The 25819-nt window shown below is 48.7% G+C and carries 3 protein-coding genes; all 3 read right to left on the minus strand.

All coding sequences use genetic code 11. The annotated features are described in order from the left end of the window. On the minus strand, positions 1-4524 hold a 4524-nt coding region (locus KIH86_RS20070; RefSeq protein WP_223110634.1), incomplete at its 3' end, for a type I polyketide synthase. A gap of 32 nt (positions 4525-4556) precedes the next feature. Then, the gene (locus KIH86_RS20075; protein WP_223086115.1) at positions 4557-10061 is read right to left on the minus strand and encodes a beta-ketoacyl synthase N-terminal-like domain-containing protein; all 5505 of its coding nucleotides are present in this window, start codon (positions 10059-10061) and stop codon (positions 4557-4559) included. Between the two features lie 31 nt (positions 10062-10092). Beyond that, on the minus strand, positions 10093-25803 hold the full coding sequence (locus KIH86_RS20080; RefSeq protein ID WP_223086114.1) for an SDR family NAD(P)-dependent oxidoreductase: 15711 nt from the start codon (positions 25801-25803) through the stop codon (positions 10093-10095). Between the last annotated feature and the right edge of the window lie 16 nt (positions 25804-25819).

The raw sequence follows: 25819 nt of genomic DNA on the forward strand, positions 1-25819 counted from the left end.
GAGGAACAAGTGATCTCCAGACACCTCATGAAGTTTGAATATGCCTTTTGTCAGCTCACTCCAAGCGTTCATTTCCTGTTCTTGAACCTTCTCATCCCCTTTGCCGTGAACTGCTGTTATCGGAACATCAAAGACAGCTTCCCCAGTGGGTTGATAGCTATTTACCATTTGCAACTCCGAAAGTCTTGTTGGTAAATACAATCTTACCAGCTCCTGATTCGCATCAAATTCCGAAGTAATTACATTCAATATGTTCTCAAATTGTTCCGGTGTCATGGCTGAAAGAATATCCGGTCCGGGAATATCCTCGTAGCCAATATTCTTAAACTTATCCCTGGTGAATGCAAGCAGCGGATTGGGCAGGATCGTCGGTGACGAGTACGCTCCAACAAACAAATGCTTCGGTTTAATGTCCGCTTCCTTCCATAGTTTATAAGCCAGAGAGTACGCGATTAACGCACCCGCGCTATGGCCATAAAAGGCATAAGGCCGGTCAAGTTCGGGCAATAGCACCTCTTTCAGTATTTCCACGGCCCTGTCAATATGAACAAATGCCTTCTCTTTAATCCTGTTCTCCTTTCCAGGCAATTGAATCGGGCAGACTTCTATCCCATCCGGCAGCTTAGCTTGCCACTCACGGTATATAGAAGCGCCACCGCCGCTTCCATACGGGAAGCAGAACAATTTAATCTTAGCCAGCGGATTGGGCTTCCGGTGTGCAATCCATAACTGAATTTCCTTCTTCAGGCTCGCCTCAGCTGAACTCTCTTCCTTATCGACAACCTTGTCTGGAGTTACCGACAAGAGCGGAATAATGAACTCCGACATTTCAATGATGCTTGATCCTTGAATTAGTATTTCGATAGGCAGGTAGATACCGAGCTCTTTTTCAATCTTTCCCTTGGCTTCAATTCCAACCAGTGAATCCATGCCTAAATTCATAAGAGACTCATTGGTATCAACTTCAGATACCTGCATTTCAAATATGGAAGCAAATACCCCCTGTAAATACCCTTGAATGATTCCCTCCCATTGATCCCGGCTGGCTTCTTTCAGGTTCTTTATGATTTCAAATTCATTTTGTGCTTCCTTACTCTCCTCGACTTTTTCCAGATGCCTCTTAAAAGCTCTCTCACGCTCCTTGCTCATTCCCTTCATGTAACCGCTGTTTATTCGAGCAATCAACTTCCCGTTCTGATCAAAGAGCTTGAATATTCCCTTCAGTTCATTGGTTGCTTCCCGTATTTCCTGTAGTTCTACATGGCACCATAATTCCTGAACATCCGACGGGCTATTGAAGACAAAATCCTCCCACTTTGTAACCATGTACTTTAAGTCTCTGCCCTTATCCTTGGGTAAAGCTGCATGGAATAATTGGGCACAGGCATCCAGAACGCCCGGATGAATGCCTAGTTTGTAATCATTTCGCTTGTCCATTCCTTGCGGCGGTCGAAACCTTGCAAGCGACTCACCCGCCGCAGACCAGACATGGTCTATCCATCGGACGCTCTTGCCTAGAAATAGCCCTCTTTCATCCTGGACTTGCTGATAAAATTCCGAACCGGTATACTGCTCGTCGCAGCGGTATTTGATCGCTTCATCCAAGTTCTCTCTAACCTGCAGCCTCGGATCTCTTTGATCCAGCAACAGACTGCCCTTCACATGTTTATTCCAAGGGGTTCCATTCTCCGAACTGTGAAACGCAAATGCGATTTCTCCATTCTCTTCCTGGAGCAGGGTTAAGGATATATTCACCATCCCGCTTTCAGGAATCACCAATGCACTTAAGAACTCCATTGTGTTCAAACTAAACGACCTGTTATGAATTTTGCCGATTGCCCGGTACAGCATTTCAAGATAATAACCGACATGCATGACCCCATGGGTATCTTTCAAGTCCGGAGCCATATCCAGATTAAGAAGATATTCGAATTGTTTCTCCTTTACGGGAGAGTATACGATCCTTCCATCCAGGAAGCTGCCGCCGCTTTTTTCTTCATGAGCCTCCCTCTTGTTTTCCTTGGAAGTTTCCCTGAACGAGAGAAGCTCACACCAGTAATGCTTTCTTTGAAACGGGTACGTTGGTAATAATACCTTATGCCTGGAATAACCCCGCTCGAAGCCATACCAGTTAATATCCATCCCCAGGCAATAAAGCTGTCCCAATACATGCAGTATACGCTCCCATATATTCTCCTCTGCCGAGAGAGAAAAGAACTGGCTGCCGGTACGAGTAAGAGTCTCCTTCTTGTCTTCCGGACTGTATACCTGCCCGATCTCCATAAAATGTCTGTATCCCTTATCAGCAAGGTATTGAATCCCCTCCCTGAACCCGGACTCAACATTCAAAACCTGTTCCCAATATAATCCTGACATGGCCTCCTGCTGTTCAACAGGTCTTCCCGTACTGCCCGAGATCAGACGAATCCGGGGCTGCTCCAGGATTTTGTTCACACCCGTTGTTCTCTCTATCCCCTCATGCTCCACAATGAATGCCAATGCCGTCTCCACACTCATGACCCCTGCTGCACACGCGGCTGCAAACTCCCCACTGCCGATTCCCAGGACAGCAGCGGGCTTGACTCCCCAGCTCTCCCATAAGTTTAATAGCCCCAGCTGCAAAGAGAACGAGATCACGTTATCTATATATCCCCGAGCACCTGAATTCAATTGAAAGGTATCGTTCAGGATATACGTCAAAAAAGAGGCATCGGTTATTTGCATTTGCCGTTCATCGCACATCCGTAATGTCTCCCGGAATACCGGCTGTGTTTCATATAAGGATTTTGCCGCATCTTTGGAAATTCCGCCATTCAATAAAAAAACGAGCTTCAGATTGGTGTTTTCCTTGCCTTTCCCATCCGCCCTTTCGAGCTTGCTGCCATATTCCGAAAGCTGGTTTTTCATTTGCTCCAGGCTTTCGGCAATAAATGTGGTTCTATATGAAAAGTGATTTCTCCCGGCATTGGCCGTATAGCATATGTCCGCCAGTTTTTCTTTGCTGCTCTCTTTAAAATAGTCGTTATATTTTGCAATTAATTGCGACAGGGCATTTTCGTCCTTTGCGGAAAGAGCCAGTATATGCAAAGGTCTTTCGATGAAACCCCTGTCTGAAGGGGCACCGTTGTCTGTGACTCTTGGTGGTTCGGCAACAATGACATGGGCATTTGTACCGCTAAACCCGTAGGAACTTATCCCTGCCATGAGCGGTTTTTCGCCCGTTTCCCATGAAACAGCGCTTTGGGGAACAACTGCTGGAATCCTCTCCAGATGAATTCTTGGATTGATTGAATTCAAATGAAGATTTGGCGATATCTTTTTATTCTGAATGCATAATACCAGTTTGATCAAACCTGCTATTCCGGCTGCCCCTTCAAGATGACCTATATTGCTTTTTACAGACCCTATTATCAATGGTTCCTTCCTGTTATGATCCTTGCCGAACACCTCGGCCAATGCCTGGAATTCAATCGGGTCGCCCAGAGGAGTTCCCGTTCCGTGCGCCTCAAAGTAACTGATTTCACTCGGTAAAACGCCTGCCTTTTCAAGCGTTCTGGAGATCAGCTCCTTCTGCGCCACACCATTTGGAACCGTTAGCCCGCTCCCAGGTCCATCCTGGTTCACACCACTCCCCTTAATGACTGCAAGAATCGGCTCCTTGTCCCTTATGGCATCTGAAAGCCTCTTTAATACGACGACCCCGCAGCCCTCACCCCGTCCGTAGCCATCGCCGCTAGCGTCGAAGGTCTTGCATCTTCCATCTTCGGCGAGTGCGTTCAATCCGCAGAGGGATATGAATCCCTGTGGCGAGATTAATAGATTTACTCCACCAGCAAGTGCCAGAGAGGTCTCTTCTCTGTGCAGACTCTCGCATGCAAGATGAACGGCTACGAGAGAGGATGAGCATGCTGTGTCTATGGAGATAGAAGGGCCGTGTATTCCTAAAATATACGAGATTCTTCCAGAGGCAATATTAGACATAGCCCCTGTCAGCGTGTAGGGATTATTATTCTTGCCGGCTCGTGGCAAAAGAGCATATTCCGAACCTATAATACCTACAAAAACACCCGTTTGGGTTCCTCTAATGCTATCAGGGCTAATGCCGGCCGATTCCAGCGCCTCCCACGAAACCTCCAATAGCATTCTCTGCTGAGGGTCCATTTCGGCTGCTTCCCGCGGAGATATTCCGAAAAACCGCGCGTCAAAGGCTCCTACGTCCTCATGCAAAAATCCAGCTTCTTTTAAGTACATTTTCCCGGGAGCATCCCGATCCTGATCGTATAATTCCTCAACATTCCACCGGTCGCGTGGCACCTCAACAACCCCGTCACCATGTTCCTTGAGAAAATCCCAAAATGCTTGAGGGTCCTGACTTCCTCCGGGAAACCGACATCCCATACCAATAACCGCGATGGGCTCCCTTCCCTTTTTTTGTTTATCAAGATCTGCCTTTAATTTCTTAATCGTTTGCAACGAACGATTCAGCAATAATTCGTAATCTTCCTGCTTGTCTCCGTTCCCCATGAAACCAAGCCTCCTTAAAGATTATTTCGCTGTTAATCATCCAATTGAGCCAATAGGTCTCTCAATTCATTTGCCACATCCTCCAAACCGGCCGAAGTATACTCTTGCGGATCTTCTAATGTCGGAACAGGGATGAGACTCAACACATATTTGGATAATTCCGCAATGTTGGGATAATCAAATAATGCCGTCTCGGATATATCGATGTTCAAGCTGTACTCCAATGAGGTTCTAAATTGTTCGCTCATTACCGATTCCATCCCCATATCGAAAAAGCCCTGGTGAAGCTCCGGCACGTCCAGGGGATTAAAAGCCAGTAATTTCGCAAGCATTTCCTGGATGTACCCCTGCACCATTTCCAGCCGCTCTCCCTCCATCGCCATGCACAGCTCTGACAGGAACACGGATTGGTCAGGGCGACTTTGCTGCTGCTCTTCCTGTACGGTAGTTTTCTCTATTACAGCAAGCTCCTTATCTACAGCAAGATCCTTATCGTTCAACGTCTGATCCATTATTTCCCCCACCCAATAGCTTTCCTTGGAGAAAGGATACGTAGGCAAAGGCACGCGATGTGCCGTGCTATGCGGATATAGCTTTTCCCAGTCTACCTCCATTCCGCGAGCCCAGAGCTCCGCTATTTTGTCAGGCTGTATATTCGGGTATGAATCTGCAGAAAAGCTCTCTACATCCGATTCAGGCACGCGATTATTGTTCGCCTCGGTATTTCCAAGATAGAGTCCCGATTCTTCATCAGCCCCATGATTGAGGAATATGTCAAGCTTACTTCCGATTTCTCCAAGCCCTCTGGCAGTAAATGCAAGCCTGCAAGGCATGGGGTCCCGCCCTGTTTGCAAGGTATAAACTATATTTTTAAACTTGTTGTTCTCGCCTCGCTCCCCGGCATGCTTATTTACGTATTCCTTTAGCAGCCCGGCATAGGCCTGCAAGTTCTTTTCCTTTTTGGCCGACAACACGAATATGGCAGGCTTGTTATCCTCTTCCGCTTTGTCTTCTCTATCAGGTTGGGCATCATACTCCTCAACGATCATGTGTACATTTACTCCTCCGGCTCCAAAAGAACTTATTCCGGCGCGCCGTGGAAACTCTCGTTCTTCACCGTCCAGCCGGATGACTGGCCGCTTCCATTCGCCAAGTCTTTGTTGGACGAAAAACGGCGTATTCTCAAAATTTATTTTCGGGTTTAATTGATCCGAATGGATCAGGGTAGCCGCCAGTCTCTTATATTTCATTTGGAGAAGCACCTTCGTCAGCTGGGCAACCCCCGCCGCGGCTTCCAAATGGCCGATATTGGACTTCACCGAGCCTATTGCGCAGTACTGCTTGTCCGCAGTGTATTTGCCGAAAGCTTCACTCAATCCCGAAACTTCTACCGGATCGCCAAGCTTGGTTCCCGTCCCATGAGCTTCGACGTAGCTAATGGTACGCGGATTTATATTTGCCGCTTCCAGTGCCTGTTGGATAACCTCAGCCTGGGCAACCGGATTCGGAACATTATATCCAAAAGTCTTTCCGTCATGATTGACTGCAGTTCCCTTTATAACCCCATAGATATGGTCAGCGTCAGCCTTTGCCTTGTTAAGGGGTTTCAGTAACACCGCCCCGACGCCCTCCCCGGGGACATATCCATCGCCGTCCTGTCCAAATGAACGGCAGCGTCCGTCGCTTGCAGCAAACTGGCCATAGCACAGCGCCATGTATTTACTTGGGTGCAGTGACAGATTCACACCACCGGCGATGGCCATTTCGCATTCTCCCCGCTTTATACTTTCACAGGCCAGATGGATCGCGTATAGAGAGGAGGAGCAGGCCGTATCGACGCTCAGGCTTGGCCCTCTCAAATTGAAAATGTAGGATACCCGATTCGCAATAGAATAAATCTGGGAATTCACCGGAGCAAAATTCCCTTTTTCAAATTCTTTTAATACATATAATTGATAATTGTTAAAGGTTACACCGGCAAAAACGCCCACCGGGCTTCTGCCGTCACTCGCGCTGTTATCTCTCAAACGCCTTCTGGTATAACCAGCATCCTCCAAGCAGGATGCTACCGTTTGGAGAAACAACCTTTCCTGAGGGTCCATAAAACGGGCTTCAAGCGGTGAAATATTAAAAAAGGACGGATCGAATTTATCTATATCTTGTAAAAAACTGCCCCATCTACAGTACATTCCCCCGGATTTTTTACTGTTCCCGCTTTCCTGGGTGTAGTATTTACGGTAGTCCCAGCGTTCCCGTGGAATCTCGATAATGCAGTCCATTTCGTCCTCGAGATTTTTCCAGAATTCATCCAGATTGACAGCTTGCGGGTATTGTCCGCCGATTCCGATGATTGCTATATCTTGATTTGCGGTATGCGTATCATTCTTGTTCTCTTGGTCCCGGAATTGAACATTCTTTTCCATTTGCTGCGGAATGCCGTTATCTGCTGGTTGTAATAGCTGTTTAACCTTTTCCCCATACTCCTCGGAGAAATACTGCGCCAGCGCCCTTACGCTCTTATATGTAAAGAATAGGGCCGAAGAGACTGGACCAAAGTCTTGTTCCAGTTTCTCATTCAGTTGCTGAACGACAATTGAATCCACCCCGAACTTATCAAAGCCTGAATCGGGGTCAATTCTTTCGGGCGTAATTTTTAAAACATGCGACAGTATGGTTACAAAATAGGACACCATGAAGGACAGCATCCCTTCTGATTCCTCACTGTTCCGGAGATCATGCTGCCCTGACAAGTCCAAGACAGGTTGGGGCACAGGCAGATCAGCAATCCCGCTAACCGGGGAATGGGCTGGGGCCCCAGCTATGACAGTCTCCTTAGCGTGCCAATAACGTTCTCTTGCAAATGGATAGCCAGGCATGCTAATGCGGCGGGGCCGGTGACCGTCATAAAGTTTATCCCAGTCAAGGTCCATTCCTTTTACCCATAACTCTGCGATTTTATCCAGCATTCTCTTTTGAATCCAGGTTTCCAGAATGGCCTTGGAGTCTTTATTACTCTCAAAAGACGCCGCTTCGGCTTTACCCTTATTAACCTGTGCAGTAAAGGCTCCGGCTGGCAGGTTCCCAAGGATAAAACCGTCCAATACCTTTAACAAGCCCTCTCTTGAATTCGCCGGAAACGCCAGGCGATGCTCCATTGCTTCGCGTCCTGCCTGCATGGTGTAAGCCATATCCGCCAGGTTCAGGCTCTCTTGCTCTTCGATCCAGCCCTTTATCGATTCGGCATACCTTTTTAACTGCTCTTGGCTTTTTGCCGACAATACAAAGAGCACGGGATTAATGTCCATATTAACCCGTGCTTCATTTGCATCTTCGGAAAGGTATTCATCTATGACGATATGGGCATTTGTTCCGCTGAATCCGAAGGCGCTTACAGCTGCACGACGTGGTATTCCGGGAGAAGCTTCCCAGGACTGCAGACGATCGTTGATATAAAAAGGGCTGTCTGCTAAGGAAATATGCTCGTTCAGTGAATGAAAATGAACTGCAGGCGGCAGCATCCTATGTTTAAATGCCAGCAAAACCTTCATCACCCCGGCTGCTCCTGCTGCTGTTAACAGATGTCCGATATTGCTTTTAACCGAGCCCAGGGCGCAGTAGTTTTTTTCATTTGTATAGGACCTGAACGCTTCGGTCAACGCCTCCACTTCAATGGGATCACCAAGCTTGGTCCCCGTCCCATGCGTTTCGATCAGTGAAATCGTTTCCGGGTTGATATCAAAGCGTTTATATACATCCTGCTCCAGTTGAGTTTGGGAGTTTGCGCTGGGAGCGGTCATGCCATTGGTCTTTCCATCCTGATTGACTCCCCAGCCGCGAATCACCCCATAAATGGGGTCGCGGTCCCGAACAGCGTCGGAGAGCCGTTTTAACAGAACAACGCCTACGCCCTCTCCGGGTACAAATCCATTGGCTTTGGCATCAAATGTGAAGCATCTGCCATCCTTGGACAACATGCCTGCTTTACTGGTCGCAATATGCATGGACGGCCCTATCATGACAAATACTCCGCCGGCCAAAGCCAAATCACTGGTCCCCAGAATCAGGCTGTTGCAGGCTTCCGCTATCGCCACAAGCGATGAGGAACAAGCCGTATCAATGGCTAAACAGGGACCTTTTAAGTTTAACAAATAAGATATCCTTGCACTTAGAATGGCAGTCGAAGTCCCGGTAAAGACCTGTGCGTTTATTCTCCGGGTGTCCGGAGATTGTCCGTAGTCATTAGGCACGCAACCAACATAAACGCCGCATCGGCTTCCGGATAGAGAATACGGGTTTAATCCGGCATCTTCAATGCAGTGCCAGCAGTTTTCGATGAACAAGCGCTGCTGCGGGTCCATCCATTCTGCTTCTGCAGGCGAAATATTGAAGAACAGGGGATCAAACTTGTCCACATCATCTAGAAGCCCCATCCATTTGCTATAGGTTTTTCCCGGAACTTTCGGGTCAGCATGGTAATGATCTTGAACAGACCACCGAGTGGGAGGTATCTCTGAGATACAATCCTTCCCCTGAGCAATGTTGCTCCAGAACTGATCCAGATCCTTGGCTTCAGGGAATTGCCCCGACATCCCGATAATGGCAATTGAATCATGTGAGATTGATTTCTGATGTCCGGCTGATTCCTTTGCCGGAGACTGTTTAACCCGGGTATCAGCCAGATCATTATTGAATATGGATTCTATCCTGTCTCTTACTTCTGGCTGGTTCACAAAGGTTCTTTGATGCATTATCAATTCTTTGTCAAAGGTTGGGCGCAGCTGTTCCCTAATGGATGCCGTCATCTGGTCTTTTAATGCAATCAATGATTCTCTGGGCGCCTGGGCTAATTCTTTTGCCAGCTGTATCGCATAGGGAAGCACTTCATTTCTCGGTAACACCGGGAAGGCAACTCCTTTTGCCTCCAGTTCCGATCCACGGAATTGCCTTCCGGTAAACAGAATTTCCTGTGCGAGGGTAATCCCGAACTTTTCCGGAAAAATCAATGTCGCTCCTGCACCGGGCGTAAAACCATACTTCATATAATTGCTGGAATAATAGCTATCCCTGCTCATCGCAATAAAATCGCAAAACATTCCCATGGCCCAACCAGCGCCAATTCCATGCCCTTGCATGGCAGCGATGACAGGAATCTTACAGTCCAAGGCAAGGCTATAAATATTGATATCGGTAAACTTCACCTTGCCTTCCTGTATGGCCAGCAGCCCCTCCTTGGTACCGCCAGAGGCAAAGTAGCTGTCATACCCGGTCAGGATAACGACTTTATAGTCCGATCCGGCACTAATCGTCTCAAAAGCCTGAACCAGTCCATCGACCAGTTCCTCGGAGAATGTATTCTTATTGGCACGATCCTGCATCGTCAATAGAACAATTCCCGGTTCGATCTCCTGTAAATCAACTGCCTTATGCCGCTCAGACAGATCGGAAGCCGTACCCATTAGTTGTTCCAATTCCTTCTCGGCACTTTCTGCGCTTAATTCACCCGTTTGAAGTGCACGAAAAATCTCTTTTGCATTCATCAATAACCCCTCTTTAAACGTTTTTGAGATGTCATTTCGATTGGTGAAAAAGCCGTTCAGCGAGATCTATGTCCAAGTTGCCTTGTTGCACATTTTGTATCAACTCATGCAAGGAAAGAGATGAAGCTGGCTGCAAGGATGCCTGGCTCAAGTCTTCCCCGCTCTTATCCAGCTCCTTTTTCAAATATTCGCAGAACTCTCTGATCGTCGGATAATCATAGAGCCTCATCGCGGCAATGGATAACCCATACTGCTTATTGATCATCTGAATCCATTCCACGCCGATAATAGAGTCCAGTCCCATATCGGTAAATTTTGCATCCAAATCCACATCGGAACGTTTCATGGACAATATTTCGGCCAAGCTTTCCGTCAGCTCCTCCTGCATATATCCCAGAGACAGCAATCCTCCAGGCTTCACCTGAGGCATGCTTGAAACGACATTCTCCGTGCGATCTGCCGTGGCGATGTCTTGTTTGTCCAGCTCCTTCTCCAGGAATTCAAGGAATCCCCGAAGATTCGGATAATCATAGATTCTGGTCGCTGTAATGGACAGCCCGTACCGTTTGTTGATTGCCTGAATCCATTCCACACCTGTAATGGAATCCAGCCCGATGTCCATAAAGCTCTTATCCCTGTCAACATCACTTCGTCTCATGGACAAGATATCCGCCAGGCTTGCTGCCAGCTCTTCCTCTAAATGATCCGCCCAGCCCGCTTCTTTAGCAGCGATGGGGACTGCTGTCTCATGGTCCTTCACTTGCTGCCATAACGAAGTGCTTGGCAATGATAGTGTTATGGATGGGCGGCTTTCCGCTTCCGGTCCCTTTGCCGGCTTCTGGTCCCCCGATAAAGACTGAAGCGAAATCAAGCTAGGTTTGGCCGTTGAAGCAGGAATATTGAGGTCGGCCAATGTACGGTTGACATCAGTTTCCATTAGAGATACTTCCGTCCTTGGGGAAATCACAGCTCCAGATGCGGGTATCCAGTAGCGTTCTCTCGCAAAAGGATAAGCAGGTAAACTGATCCTCTGTGGCTTCACGTTTCCATACAGCTTATTCCAGTCGAAACTCAGCCCTTTAACCCAGAGTTCAAGGAGCCTTCCGTATTTTCTCTTGCCTAACCATGCCTCGACCGCCCTTTGTAAATCCTCATCCGCTGCAAATAGCGCAACAGTCTCTTTATTACGTTTTGCTTGTCCCCTGTATAGCCCCTCAATGCTATCCTGTCCGGCTACGAATCCCCCCAGCTTCTCCTCCAATTCCTTAATGGACCCGACAATGCAAGCCAAACGTTCTTCCATGGCTTCGCGCCCCACCTGAAGCGTATAGGCAATATCAGCGAGGGAAGCGTCTGCAGTTTTTTTCCCTCCAATGATATCCAATAACTGCTTCGCCTGAGCTTTGAGCCGATCTTCACTTCTGGCTGACAGGACGATAACCGCGGGGCTCTGCGTACTGACTGCTATTTGAGGTTTTTTCGCTTCGTCCGGAATATATTCTTCTATGATGACATGGGCATTGGCCCCTCCTGCTCCAAAGGATGAAACACCTGCAATTCTGGGGCATTCCACCGTCGTACCGTTAAGCTCGATCATCGGCCGCTTCCATTCTGACAGTTCCCTCTGGACCGCAAATGGAGTTTTCGCAAAGCTGATATTGTCATTTAGTTGTTTGGCATGCAGGCTTGGAACAAGCTTCTGATGTTTCATTTGCAACACGATTTTCGTTATTCCGGCAATTCCCGCCGCAGCCTCGAGATGGCCTATATTGGATTTGACCGAACCTATGGCGCAGAAACCCGTATGCTGGGTATCCTTGCGGAAGGCCTGGGTAAGTCCTGTAATCTCGATGGGGTCGCCCAGTTCCGTTCCCGTCCCATGGGCTTCGATGTAACTGACTGTGCGGGCATTTACTCCCGCTTTATCCAGTGCTGCCCGGATCAGCTCTCCCTGAGCGTTCGGATTAGGCACGGTGTAGCCGTTGGTTTTTCCTCCGTGATTAATACTGGTTCCGCGAATGACAGCGTAAATATGGTCCCCCTCTTTCACTGCACGGGATAAAGGCTTCAGCAGAACGACCCCAACTCCCTCCCCAGGCACGAATCCGTTAGCGCCTTGTCCGAAGCTTTTGCACCTTCCGTCAGACGAGAGCATTTTCTGGGCACACAACAGGACATAGTTGGAAGGATGAAGATATAAGTTGACCCCGCCGGCAATCGCCATTTCGCAATCTCCGTGATAGAGATGCTCGCATGCCTCATGAATCGCAGTTAGCGATGCCGAGCACATCGTGTCTATTGGCATGCTGGGTCCCTGGATATCCAGCAGATAGGAAATCCGGTTGGCCACCGATCCAAAAGAGGTGTGAGGATAAAGCCTCTTGCCCTGCTTCCACAGCTCAGCTCCATATAAATCAAAGCCTGTTTTCGTAATTCCCGCGAAGACACCAACCCTCCGGTTATACTGTACCGCAAGCTGCTCCCTGGTATAGCCTGCGTCCTCCAGTGCTTCCCAGCAGGACTCCATGAACAGCCTTTCCTGAGGATCGATGTTGATTGCCTCGCGAGGCGAAATATTGAAAAACAGCGGGTCGAAATCCGCAAAACCATCCACAAAACCTCCCCACTTGCTGTAGCTTTTGCCTTGAGCTACAGCCTCCTGGGCGTCAGGATGGTAAAATCCTTCCAGCGGCCAGCGTTCTTGAGAAATCTCGGTGATACAATCTTTCCCCGCCTGTAAATTCTCCCAATAGTCTTTCAGGTTGTTGGCCTGCGGATAACGTCCCGAGATCCCAATGATGGCAATAGGCTCCCTGCTTATCTCTGATTGCGCAGCGGAGAAGCTGGGGGCTTGTTCTCTTACCTCTTCAGCTGGAATCCCGGAGGGTGATTGGATTGCGGCATAATGCCCTAGAGACTCCTTTTCTAGCGGCCCAGCAGATTTTATAAGCCCAGCCCATCGGACGCACTCCTGTGAATAGGCTGTAATAAGGTATTCTGCCAAGGCTTGCAGCGTCTTATATTCAAAGAACAGGGTTTTTGACAAATCGCCAAAGTATACACTGAGCTTGTGATTGAGCTGCATAATCATAACCGAATCAATCCCATAGTTCTCCAAAGGCTCATCGGCATCGATCCGGGAAACACTCAGCTTGGTGATTTCTCCGAAAATCACCTTCAGCTTGTGCAGGATTTTCTCCTGCAAAATTCCTTGTTCCATGGGTCGATCCGTTCCATTACCCGGTTTCGGATCGGCCTTTGGTGACTCCTCATGTATATGTTCCCACAGCTTGGACACATCGCCTTCAAATACCAGCACCTGATCTTCTCCCGCAGCCAACCCCTGATATAACGCCCGAATCCCATTCGAGGTCTCCATGGGAACCATACCCATCTCTTGCCGCATGATCTTTTTCGTTGCTTCGCTGATCTGCATCCCCCCCTGGCTCCACAGCGGCCAATTAATGGAGAGGGTCTTCCCCCGGCGTTGGCCAGAACTTGCCAACCTATTGCGGTACCCGGCATATGCATCCATAAAGGCGTTGGCGGCGGAATAGTCGGCCTGTCCTACATTGCCCCATGCACCCGTACCGGAGGAGAATAAAATGAAAAAGTCCAGTGGCAGTTCTTTGCTTGCTTGATCAAGATTCACGAGTCCGGTGACCTTAGGTGCCAGGACCTGCCGTATTTCATCGTCGTCTTTTTTCAGTATAAAGCTGTCGCGGATTACTCCGGCACTGTGGATGATTCCATCCAGCCTACCATATTTATCGATGATGTCGCGGATCAGTCGTGCGACCTCCTCCTTCTTCGCGATATCCGTTTGTCTGTATTCCACCCTGGCGCCTAATGTCTCTAAATCCTCTAATCGGGCAGTTATCTCTGGACCTATAGGGGATCTACCGGTAAGAACCAATATGGCATCCTTGACCTTCGCGCCGATATCCCTTGCGAATAGGAGTCCCAGAGCGCCAGCTCCGCCCGTAATCAGATAGACGCCCTGCTCCTTCCACGGAACGGCCGCCGCATTCCCGGCAACTTCAACTTCGTTCCACCCGGCAACATAGCGTCTTCCGTTGCGATAGCTGATTTTATGGTCACTGGGCCAACGGCTATTTTCCAGCAGTTTCTCTGCAACGCCTTCGTCATTCTCCTCAATCCCTATGATTTGTCCCACCAGCTTGGGATTCTCCAAGCTCGCCGTTCTTAGAAGTCCGGACAGCCCGAAACAGACCTGGTTCTCCTCCTGGCCTGGAATAACAACCTGAATCAACACCTTACCCTGAGGTCTGCCTTCAATTAGGCTGCGGATTTCTCTGAACGCCTGCAGAGTATAGTCTTGGAATCTCTCATCCATTCCCTTCTTCTCAGATTGCAAGGATATGCAGCGTACACCATCCATTCTTTCCGCAATACCTTCAGGGGAAATGCCGCAGGGTTCGCATAACATAACCAAAACCTTTTCATAGCTTGGAGCCGCTGCCTCATGGAAAGCAGCCTTTTCCTGCCAGCAAGGCTGGAGCATCAGCTTTCCGGGCGCTGCCGGGGCCTGTATAGAAACGGATGGTTCAGAATCGGAAGCTACCTCATGCCCCCCGGACTTGGCCAAGCTTCTGGCTGTCCAATAGCGCTCCCTTGTAAAAGGATAGGTTGGCAGACTTATCCGGCAAGGTTTTTTGGCATCTTCTCCGTACAACCTGTTCCAATCAAAGGCCAGTCCCTTGACCCACAGGTCCAAGAGCTTGTCATATTTTTTATACTCAACCCACTTGCCTATAGCAGCCTGCAGTTCTTCATCCGTTGCAAAAACAGCCAGTGCATCCTTATTCCCTTTGATCTGGCCGCGGTAGAGACCATTTGCATCATTCCGGCCATCCAGGAAGCTCTTCAGCTTATCCGTTAGCTCTTTCAATGACCCTGCAGTCATGGCTAACCGCTCCTCCATTGCTTCTCTTCCAACCTGAAGGGTATACGCTATATCCGCCAGGTCTTCATCCGTGAATGTCTGCTTCCCGATTGCGGCTAATAGCTGGTCAGCCTTTTCCTTGAGCCTTTCTTCGTTCTTTGCTGACAGGATCAGGATTGCAGGGTTCCTGACGGCTGATTCCATATAAGTTCTTTCTCGATGTTGCGGTATATATTCCTCAATAACGATATGAGCGTTTGCTCCGCCAGCCCCAAAGGATGAAATGCCGGCAATCCTCGGGTATTCCCGGACTACTCCGTCGATCCGTACCACCGGCCTTTTCCATTCTGCCAGCTCTTGTTGGACGATAAAGGGCGTATTCCCAAACTCAATGTTTGGATTCAGAACCTTTGAATGAAGCGAAGGAGCCAGCTGACGGTTTTTCAACTGCAGCAGCACTTTTGTCATCCCGGCAATTCCTGCTGCACTCTCGCAATGTCCAATGTTCGACTTGACCGAGCCGATTGCGCAAAACTGTTTTTCCTCCGTATCCTTCTCATAGGCTCTTGTCAAACCGGCGATTTCTATCGGATCACCCAGTTCCGTACCTGTTCCGTGCGCTTCCAGGTAACTGACGGTCCTTGGATGGACCTTTGCACGCTTCAAAGCATCTGCAACCAGTTGGAACTGCGCATTGGGATTGGGAACGGTGTAACCATTGGTCTTCCCTCCCGCGTTCAACGCACTCCCCTTGATAATTCCGTAAATATGATCTCCATCGGCAATCGCCTTAACCAAAGGCTTTAATAGAATGGCCCCTACGCCTTCTCCGTCGACAAATCCGTCGGCTTGGGCTCCAAAAGCCTTGCAGTGCTCGCCAGGACTGAGCATTGTCATAGATGCCAGCTTCATATAGTGTGTAGGGTCCAGAACCAAATTGACTCCGCCTGCAATAGCACATTCGCTCATGCCGCTGTACAGGCTTTCCAAGGCTAGGTGAACTGCCGTCAAGGAAGAAGAGCATGCGGTATCCACCGCCATACTCGGCCCCTGGAAGTTAAAAAGGTAGGAAATTCGGTTCGCAATGGACCAATAGCTAGCCCCTGTCGGATAGTTTGCATTCATAACTCCGGCATAAACCCCGACTTTTCTGCTTTCGCAAACATTTAGCGGGGTATAACCGGCATCTTCCATGCAGGCATACACGACTTCTAAAAACAGCCTCTCCTGCGGGTCCATCCTCTCGGCTTCTGCGGGCGAAATCTTGAAAAATAAGGGGTCGAATTTATCAATATCCTCAATAAATCCGCCCCATTTGCTATATATATATCCCTTTTTGCCTTTTTCCTCATGATAGTACTGCTTCCAATCCCAGCGGTCTTTCGGAATTTCAGAAATGCAATTTTCCCCTGTCCGTAAATTATCCCAGAGTTCATCGATATTATTAGCCTTGGCATAGCGCCCCGCAAGGCCGATAATGGCAATATCCTGAATTCCCGAAGCCTGGGACCCGAAGCCTTCAGGCCCTGCAGATTTGCTCTGGAGGAAGCGCCCCCCTCTCCTCGGCATCGACAAGGGCATAGGCGGTTGAGCCTCCATCATCGCGGCGATTTCATTCTCCTCCGGAAATTCTTCGGAAAGCTGAGATTCCTCCACGCCTGCCAGGGCAATTAACGAATCCCTTTGCGTGTTCATAAAATACCCGACCAAAGCATCAATCGTTTGGTATTCAAAAAACAAGGTACTGCTGACATTTTTAAATACCTTTCTTATCGTATTGGTCAATTGAACAACCAGGAGCGAATCGATGCCATATCTTTCTAACGGCTCTGAAGAATCTATTTTGTGAGCAGGAATCTTGAGAGTATCACTTATCAGTTTCTTAATATACGCAGTGCTTCTCTCCTGCAATGAGTCCGGTAATATTCGTCCTGTCTGCTTCACCTTTATTTTATGCACAGCCTGTTCTTCTGCGGGAACTGCTGCTCTGGAAGCTAATTCTGTGTCTTTCTTCACTGCAGGCAATAATTCCGGCTTGGGCAATTGCTGTTGTCTGACAGCTCCATCACTTGCAGCAGCGATGATCTGCTGCTCGAAGCCATAAGCCTCCGGTATCTGGGAGAATACCGAATGAAATCCTTCATCTTCCAGCACCATTTTCCAGGATTGAGCAGATAGCCCCGGACATCCTGAAATACGTATTGCAGGATCTTCGTACAGCCACCATCCTTCCAGAAGGCCAAAGGTCAAATGGGCAAATAATGAATTGGAGATAAGCTCATTCATTAGAAGAAGGCCATTCTTTCTCAATACCGCCTTTGCATTGCGCAAAGTCTGGCGAATATTTTTTGTGGCATGCAATACATTTGCCGCAATCGCCAGATCATATTTTCCCATCTCGATATGCTGGACATCAAGCGGCTGTTCCACATTGAACAGCCGGTAGGTCAAGTAAGGATTTCCCGGTCCATACTCCCTTTCCGCATGCATCAAAAAGGCCCTCGAAACATCGGTATAACAATATTCCTGTATGTGCTTCCGGTACTTGCTCAGTTTCTTCAATACCGTGCCGGTAGTTCCCCCGGTTCCGGCCCCGATCTCGATGATCCGCACCTGTGCAGACGGGTCCTGCTTAATCCGCTCCGCCATATATTCCGCCACAGTATCGGATAATACCTCGTTATAATAATCCGCAGACGGATTGTTCTTGTAAATCCCCTCCACCAACTCCATGGAGGAATTGGGGAACATCAGATCAGTGGGCTGGACCTTCCCGGTAAGAATTTGGGGTAAAGCCCCCATCATTGCTTCCAATAAAAGCACCTGGGCCTTCAAGTTGGGATTTTCCAACCAATTGGCTTTTTTTCGATCCCACTCATTCCATATTGCCTTAATATCCAACTGTCTTGTACTGGCCAATACCGAGTATACCGCTCCATCATACGTGATATATTCATTCTGGATTAGAACAGCGATACTTTCTTCCAACCACCTGTCGTACAAGCCGCTAATCGCCGTATTTGCCTTAAAATCTGCCGCAGCCGTTTCTTTTTCGGTAAATAATCCAATTGACTGCAGTTGTCCCAACAGCAGCTTGCACAGAAGACTGTCCAGCTCTTGCCTTGCAGACAAATTGGGGTACTCCCCTGCCAGATACTCTGCCAGTTCGTTGAGGGTTTCATATTCAATAAATGCACTGCAAGACAGCTCGAATCCATACACTTCACTTAGCCTGTCGGCAAGCTCCGCCGCCTTGATAGGGTCAAATCCGTATTCCGTCAATCGAACATCTGCATCAATATGTTCCTCGGATACATGAAGTAATTCAGTCGCTGCTTTCATTAGAACCAGCTTTATTTCATCCCGCACTCCCCAGGCACTCATCTCCATAGCAAGAGGGTCAGATTTCTGCTTGAGCCGAATATCTATCTCGGGACCATCCTGGCAGACTGTTATCCAGTCCTGTTCATTCAGCCCATCCAAAACCAGAGGTTTCGTTGTTTTCATGAAAGCCATTTGATTCATTGGTGCGGAAGCAAGCGCTTCCAGAGCCTTCAAAGCCTCTTCCGGCTCAATGGAGCCTATGCCCGCCTGTGCCATTCGTTCCTGGTAGGACTCTGAAGCAACGATCCCCACACTGCCCCAATACCCCCAATTCATCACTTTCACCGCACAGTCCCGTTCAAGCGCAAGCTGATCGGCAAAAGCATCCTTAAAGGTACATCCGGAAGCATAGTTGCTCTGTCCGGCAGATTTCAGGAATGAAATCATCGAAGAAAAGAAAAGCACGAAATCCAGAGGCTCTTCCTGCATGACCTGTGCTATACGCACACTCACATCGACCTTGGCGGAAAGCCCGGCCCTAAACCTGTCCTCATCCATATTGGCCAGGCTTTGATCAAGCAGCACGATGGCGGCATGAACCACTCCATGAATCTGAGCATGCTTCTCTTTGATTTCTTCGTAAGCCTTCTGCAACGACTGTCGGTCGCTTGCATCGGCAGCTATATAATCAGGCACCGGCCCAAGAGCCGCCAACCTGTCCAGCTTAGCCTGGATGACCGTATCCTTCTTCCGCCGGCCGATCCAAACCACTTGTGCCTGCCAGTTGCGGATGACATATTCGCTCCAGACTTCCCCAATGCCTCCCGCTCCTCCAATCACGACATATACGCCACCGCGTCTATACATAGACCCGCCTGACGGAATATCATGCATCGGAACCAGACTCTGCCGGTACCATTCTTTATTGCGGTATACCCAAGTATCCCCGCGAGGGTCGGAGGGCAGGGAGAACATTTCTTGAATCGGCCAGTCACAGCCAGCTTCCACGTCTACAACCCGTGTTTTCCAATTCGGATATTCCTTGGCCATTGAGCCGATCAACCCATAAATGCTTGCATGGGTGGGATTCACCGCATCATTCTTATTGATAGGCTGAGCCTGTACGGTAATCGCACTCCATCCCAAATCCCTGGTGTCATATCCCAGATGGAGCAGCGCTTTAATTACCCTAAAGAGATGGAAAACCCCTTGGTCCTGTTCAGCGATACATGCTTCCCCGGCAACCGATTCAATGGTGTGGTAAGGTGCAATCCACAAAATATGATCGATCCAACCACAGCCCTCCAGTCTTTGTGCTATTTCGTCAATCGTTTCCCCATATTGGGTCTCCAATACGTGAATATTCGGGTAGGCGCGTTTGATAATCTCCCTATTGCCTTCATTCCCACCGATCACCACAACCCGATCTGCAGCAGTCGGAGAGGTATGTCCCTTCTCCGCCAACACGACATCCCACACGGGAGCAAGCATGACCGGTCCGATGACCGGACTGCCTGCATTTTCAGCGGAATCCGTTTGTGATACATGGCCGGTTTGGAGATCCTTTTCCAGCATCCGGGATGAGACGCCTCTCATCCGTACACAAACCCTGCCCTGCTCATCACATAAATCAATACCGGTCTTCTGCAGTTGATCCCCTGTAGCAGAACCGTCACTATACCGGACAAGAGCCCACATCGTTGATTGGCAGCTATCGAAAATCTCAAGTTCTTCCATCGCAAAGGGCATGACCGGCCTATCGCAATGCCTTACATCTCCGCCGGAAGAAATCAATAAGCCAATAAATGACTGGAAGGCCGAATCCATCAAGCTGGGATGCATAACAAATTGTGTCTTCGTATTTGACAGGAAATCCGGCAGGGACAGTTTTGCCAGTACCTGCTCAGTGCCGATATATACTTCTTCGATTCCGCGATATGCAGGACCATAATCCATCCCCCTGGCTCTGAATGCTTCATAGCATTGGCCAGACGTAAGCTTGCCCTGAACGCATTCCGCCTGCAAAGCCCGTAGATTAAGCACAGGAGACTTGGTTTCCGGGATGAATACCGCGCTGCCCTGACTGTGTATCACAGCCTCCCCTCCGTCTGTTGCGGGAACGCTGTAGATATCGTAATCAATCTGGCCTTGATCATTGAGGTGAAGGCCGATATGCAGCTGCACCGGTTCGTCGGCAACCACGACAGGCCGTATCCAAACCACATCTTGTAATCGAACCCTGGCCTTCTCTTCGCCCAGGTTCCTTGTCGCCTGATGTATGGCCGCCCTGGCCATCTCCAGATAAGCCACACCCGGCAGAACCTTCAAGCCACTTACTACATGATCTTTCAGGAAGAATTCTTGCCCGTTGAAGGAGGTGCTGAACCTCTGCTCGGATAAATCCGATGTGTTCTGGTGCAGCAAAGGGTGGATCCAGGCTGATGCTTCGCGTTGTTTGATGTCGTTCTCCGGAATCCAGTAGCGCTCCATAGCAAAGGGGTAGGTCGGCAAACTAATGATACGAGGCTTAGATCCCTCATAGAGTTTGTTCCAATCATAGTCCAGACCCTTGACCCAAAGGTCTACAATTTTTTCATACTTACCCTTGCGCGACCAGATATCGATTATTGCTGCGAAATCTTCATCATCGATAAATGCGGCAATATTTTCTTTGTTGTGCTTAACCGTAGCCTTGTACATATCTTCAATATGATCCGATCCATCCACAAAGCCCTGCAGCTTTTCTTCAAGTTCGGTAATTGAGCCCACAATCAGGCCAATACGGGCTTCCATTGCTTCTCTCCCGACCTGAAGCGTATATGCCAGTTCAGGCAGATCCCTGTCGGAAACCCGCCCGTTCCGGATATAATCCACCAGTTGTTTTGCCTGTGCCTTAAGCCGTTCCTCATTTCTGGCGGATAGTACGACCACAGCACGCTTCCGGGAACTGTCCGCAACAGCGGGCTGTTCGATCTCCTGCGGAATATATTCCTCCAGCACGACATGAGCGTAAGCTCCCGACATGCCGAAAGAACTTACACCGGCGCGTCTTGGCGTACCTTCGGAGCACTTCCATTCTTCTAATTCCCGATTAATGTAAAGGGCTGATTTGTCCAGTTCAATATATGGATTCAGCTTATTGAGCATGGGTAGAGCCGGAATCTGACGATGTTTCATCTGAAGAATAACCTTCATTACGCCTGCTATCCCGGCCGCACCTTCAGCATGTCCGATATTGGCCTTCACCGAACCAACGGCACAGAATCCTTCCTTGCCCGTGAAATGCTTGAACGCTCTTTTTAAGCTGTTAATTTCTATCGGATCGCCTAACTTCGTACCTGTACCATGAGCTTCAATATAACTAATGGTTTCAGGCGGTATCCCTGCATCTTCCCAAGCTTTCAAAATTACATTCTCTTCTCCGGCTACACTGGGCGCGGTAATAGAAGGCGTATAGCCTCCATGCAAGGCGGCCGAGCCTTTGACAATCGCATATACACGGTCTCCATCTTTAATGGCCTGCTGCAGCGGCTTCAACAACATACTGGCAACACATTCCCCTGGAATATAACCGTCCGCCGCTTCATCGAAGGTATGGCAGCGTCCCGTTGGCGATAATGCCCCCATACTGCTGAAATAGCGGTAATGCCAGGATGACAGGAGCAGATTCGCTCCGCCCACGAAAGCCATGCTGCATTCATTATTTCTTAATGCCCGGCAAGCATCGTTCATGGCAACCAATGAGGATGAGCAGGCCGTATCTATTGCAATACTCGGACCTTTCAAGTCCAGGAAGAATGAAATGCGATTGGCAAGTATCGTCTGTGAATTGCCTATCCCGACATAAGGATCTACAGGAAGGTTCTTCTCGGCAATCAAATCCTTATAATCATGGCTGCAAACCCCGATAAACACTCCGGTGTCGGTTCCTCTCAATCGGTTTATCCAGCCTGCATCTTCTCCTGCCGCATATATGCTCTGAAGCATGAGCCGGAGCTGCGGGTCCATCCACTCCGCTTCACGGGGGGAAATATTAAAAAACTCCGCATCGAATTGATCTATATCCTTAATAAAGCCGCCCCATTTACAGTAGGTCTTGTCCTGGGCTTCGGGACTCGGATCGTACCAGGGAAGGTAATCCCAATGGTCCATCGGGATCTCTGTTATGACATCTTTGTTCTCCCTCAGATTGTTCCAAAACTGTTCTACATCAGATGCCCCGGCAAAGGTTCCATGCATCCCGATGACTGCAATCTCATCCCTGACCGGCTCGGAGAATGTTTCGCTGTATGACGGTTCGAGTCTGGAAAAATCACGGTTTATCGCTTCTTGCGCAGTGTTCATTGTATGGCGGACAAGCATTGGCTCGTCCGGATTCCCTGAACCAGCCTCAAGAAGCTGGACGAACGCATCCCTGTGCTCTTGTGAAAAGAACGCTGCAAGCTCCTTAATATTCGGGTACTCAAAAAACAATGCAGGGCTCAGTTTAAGGTTTGCTTCCTTTTCGATTTCGGAGGTCAGCGTAATGAAGTCTACAGACCCCACGCCCAGGTCCATTAAATTAGCTTCTATATTGGAGGTTTTCGAATAACCGGGTATAATGCTGGACAGCTTGCCCTTCAAATATTTTTGAACCTTGCCCGAAAGCTGTGAGGAAGCTGCGATCCTTTCAGGCTGGTATGTATCAGAGCCAAATTGGCTTAGTGCTTGAGGCTTAACTCCTTCTTCCCGACTCCGGCTGCCGGTATGATCTTGCGTCTTAGAGTGCAGCCTTTTGGAGGAGCAACCCGAAAAATGGGCAATAACCTGTGATTCATCATTCATCACATCTGTATCGAAAATCAACAATTCTCCCGAAAACTTCCGCAGCTGTACCAGTATCCAGAATGATTCCAGTCTGCCGGTCTTCTGAAAGAAAATATCGTTGATTCCAAAAGGCAGAAATCCGTCTTTCATATCATGCCGCCCCAAGAGCGGAACAACAGCCTGAAAGGCGTTGTAAACCAACAGCGGATGCATAGCATACGCATGTTGATCTTCCCGAAGAGCTTGAGTCAAATCCACTCTGGCAAGTACCCGGTCATTTCCAGCATAAATCCGGCTGATGTTTTTAAATGTATCCCCTACCTGGATGGCCGGATTATCGCAATAAATATGCTCGAATCCCTTCAGTTCCTCCAAAGTGCTCTGTAATTCCCCGATATTTATCATGCTGCCTTCATAGGAAGACCTCCCTAGACTGCCTTTAGCCGTCACATCCCATTTCCCATCATGACCATAACGGTATACTACCCGGAAGTCAGCAAGAGCCTTGCTCTGTAAGGACTCAATCACAATTTCCGCATGCTGCCCTTTTTTGATTTCAACAGGTTTTATAAAATGAAGTCCATGGAGATGAACGTTGTTTTCCGATGGATAGGCTCCAAAAAAAGCATTAATGGCCAGACTTGCATGCGTCATCCCGATAAGAACAGGCTCGCCCCCGACCTTGTGATCCTGTAAATAAGGCTCGTCAAATGCATAGATCTCCGGAACAGTGGAATTCACGCCTCCGGGTTGAGAAGAAGCAGCGCCTCCGGTATTTTGAACACCCGCTGCCTCATTGTGGAGTTCTGAAACCCAGCAGTATTCCTTGGCAAAAGGATAGGTCGGAAGATGAACCCGTCCAGGTCTCGGACCCGTGTACAAGCAGTCCCAATCCAGCGGCAAACCGTTCACCCATAATTCCGCTATTTTCTGCCAATCTCTCTTTTGAACAAACAAGGTTAGCTCGTCTTCGGACGCTCCATGCTTATTCAACTGCGTAGTCAATACGCTTGCAGGCAGATGCTCACCCAGACATTCCTCCAGGTTTGCTACCAAAGCCTCTCTTGAATCAGCAAAAAAAGCGATACGCTGATCCATCGCTTCCCGGCCGACCTGCAACGTGTATACGATATCTGCCAAGGGGAGTTCCGTGTGAGATTGAATAAACTCCTTCATGGCCCGAGTATATAGTCGCAGCTGTTTTTTGCTTTTTGCCGATAGTACGAACAGTAATGGGGCTTCCGATTTCGCATCGGGGAGTGGTGAGTTACTGCCGTCGTGTGCGAGATACTCTTCAAGAACAATATGGGCATTGCTGCCGCTGAATCCGAATGAACTCACACAAGCCTGCCTAGAAATACCCGCAGGGGCTTCCCAAGAGTTTAATTTGGTGTTTACATAAAATGGAGAATTATTGAAATCAAAATGCTCATTCGGACTTTGAAAATGCAATGTCGGCACCAGCATCTTATGCCTCATGCTCAACAGGACCTTCTGAATACTTGCAATCCCGGCTGCTGCCGATGCATGCCCAATATTGCTTTTTACCGAACCTATTGCACAATAATTCCTCCGGCTTGTCTTTTCCCGAAAGACAGCCGACAATGCTTCCAACTCAATCAGGTCTCCCAGCTTCGTACCTGTCCCGTGCATTTCAGCATAACCGATACGATCTGGATCTACTTTATGCTTATCATATATCTCCTTCTCCAATTGAATCTGGCGATTCTTGCTGGGAGCGGTAATCCCGTTTGTGTTGCCGTTCTGGTTAATTCCCGAGCCTATAATAACACCATAAATAGCGTCATGATCCGCCTCAGCGTCACTTAATCGCTTCAGCACCAATGCTCCGGCACCTTCGCCCGGTACAAAACCATCGGCACTATTATCGAAGGCTTTGCATTGACCATCCGGCGACAGCATTCCCGCCGCACACATGCTAATATATCGATCCGGCGTAAGGTACAGGCTGACGCCACCCACTAATGCCATATCTATTTCACGATTTGATAATGCCTGGCACGCCAGATGCGCTGCAACCAAAGATGAAGAGCATGCCGTATCTACCGAAATTGCCGGGCCTGTAAGATTCAGGTAATAAGCGATACGCGCAGCCGTTATGGCAGAACTGTTGCCGGTAGTATCCATTGCTTCGGCCTTATTTTTATAGAGCATCATGCCGTATTCATTACCTGCGATTCCAAGATACACTCCGCATTTCTTGCTGCTAAGCAGGCGGCGGCTGTATCCCGCATCCTCGAACGCGCTGTATGCCTCCTGCAAAAAAATCCGCTGCTGGGGGTCCATTGATTCTGCTTCCACCAACGGAATATTAAAAAATTCAGGATCAAAGTATGCTATATCATCCAACATGCCCATCCACTTACAGGATAATTTCCCTTGTTGATTGGGATGTCTATCATAATACTCATTCATATTCCAGCGGGAAGACGGAATTTCCTGGACGGAATTTTTGGCCTGAACCAGATTGTCCCAATATTGGTCTAATTCATCTGCGCCTGGATATCTTGCCGACATTCCGACAATAGCGACGGCTTCCCTTTGTTCCATTCGCCCATTCAATTCCTTCTTCCCCTGATCCTGATTTCCCGCATCAACTCTAGTGACCTTTGCCAATTCTTTCTTAGCATCTTCAAGACTTATTTCCCGCTCCTGCAGTGCATGCAAAATCTCTTTAGGATTCATCAACAACTCCTCCTTC

Origin of the sequence: Paenibacillus sinensis (assembly GCF_019904155.1) — a bacterium.
Classification (GTDB): Bacteria; Bacillota; Bacilli; order Paenibacillales; family Paenibacillaceae; genus Paenibacillus_AQ; species Paenibacillus_AQ sinensis.

Bases quoted from the DNA above. Each gene is read 5' to 3' on its own strand.
- KIH86_RS20075 (WP_223086115.1), bottom strand. From the start codon at position 10,061: ATGAATGCAAAAGAGATTTTTCGTGCACTTCAAACGGGTGAATTAAGC.
- KIH86_RS20080 (WP_223086114.1), bottom strand. From the start codon at position 25,803: ATGAATCCTAAAGAGATTTTGCATGCACTGCAGGAGCGGGAAATAAGT.